The sequence below is a fragment of the Faecalibacterium sp. An77 genome, assembly GCF_002161315.1.
Classification (GTDB): Bacteria; Bacillota; Clostridia; order Oscillospirales; family Ruminococcaceae; genus Faecalibacterium.
This window is the reverse complement of sequence record NZ_NFHK01000120.1, coordinates 1-536: the sequence shown is the minus strand read 5'-3', so window position 1 is coordinate 536 and position 536 is coordinate 1. Positions and strand designations below refer to the sequence as shown.

The following is a 536-nucleotide window of genomic DNA, read 5'->3' as shown; positions in this document are numbered from 1 at the left end:
GGTTGCGGTGCCCTGTTTCTGCTTCAGGCGGCGCAGCTCCCTCGCAGAAAACAGACCGCTGTCCCTGCTCCGCCTCAGCTGTTTCTGCCGCAGGCAGCGCTTCGGCTGCGCAGCCAGCGGCGGCTCCCTGTTTCGTCCTCTTGCGGTACCCTGAATTTTCGGCGCATCAAGAATGATGCTTGAAAATTCAGACCGCTGCGCCAAGCACACCTCGCTGCTTCGTCCGCAGGACGCGCTTCGGTGTGCTTGCCACTGGATGCGGTCGCCGCCGCTGACTTTGCTTCTTTTTTCAGAAATAGGGGAAGGGAGAATGTTTGCCGCGTATCGTGCCGCAGGCACAAACGCCGGGAACGAGCGGAAACGGGACGGCTTCGCGGAAGTGACGGAGAACCGGAAAAGGTATAGAAAAAAGGCAGGATTTGGTGATGACCAAGGCGGTCGGCGATGCGGGGAAAACCTCTTGCGCTTAGCCAATTTTCCCGGCGGACATGAATGTCCTTGTGAAAATTGGAGCGCGGCTCCGGGTTGCGGTGCCC

Annotated in this window: 1 protein-coding gene; it reads right to left on the bottom strand. The window is 59.5% G+C overall.

Annotated features, from left to right (window positions below):
* Positions 1 to 74: 74 nt before the first annotated feature.
* Positions 75 to 536, bottom strand: a 462-nt coding sequence (locus B5G28_RS14765) for a hypothetical protein (RefSeq protein WP_158099644.1), incomplete at its 5' end; no start/stop codon positions are given.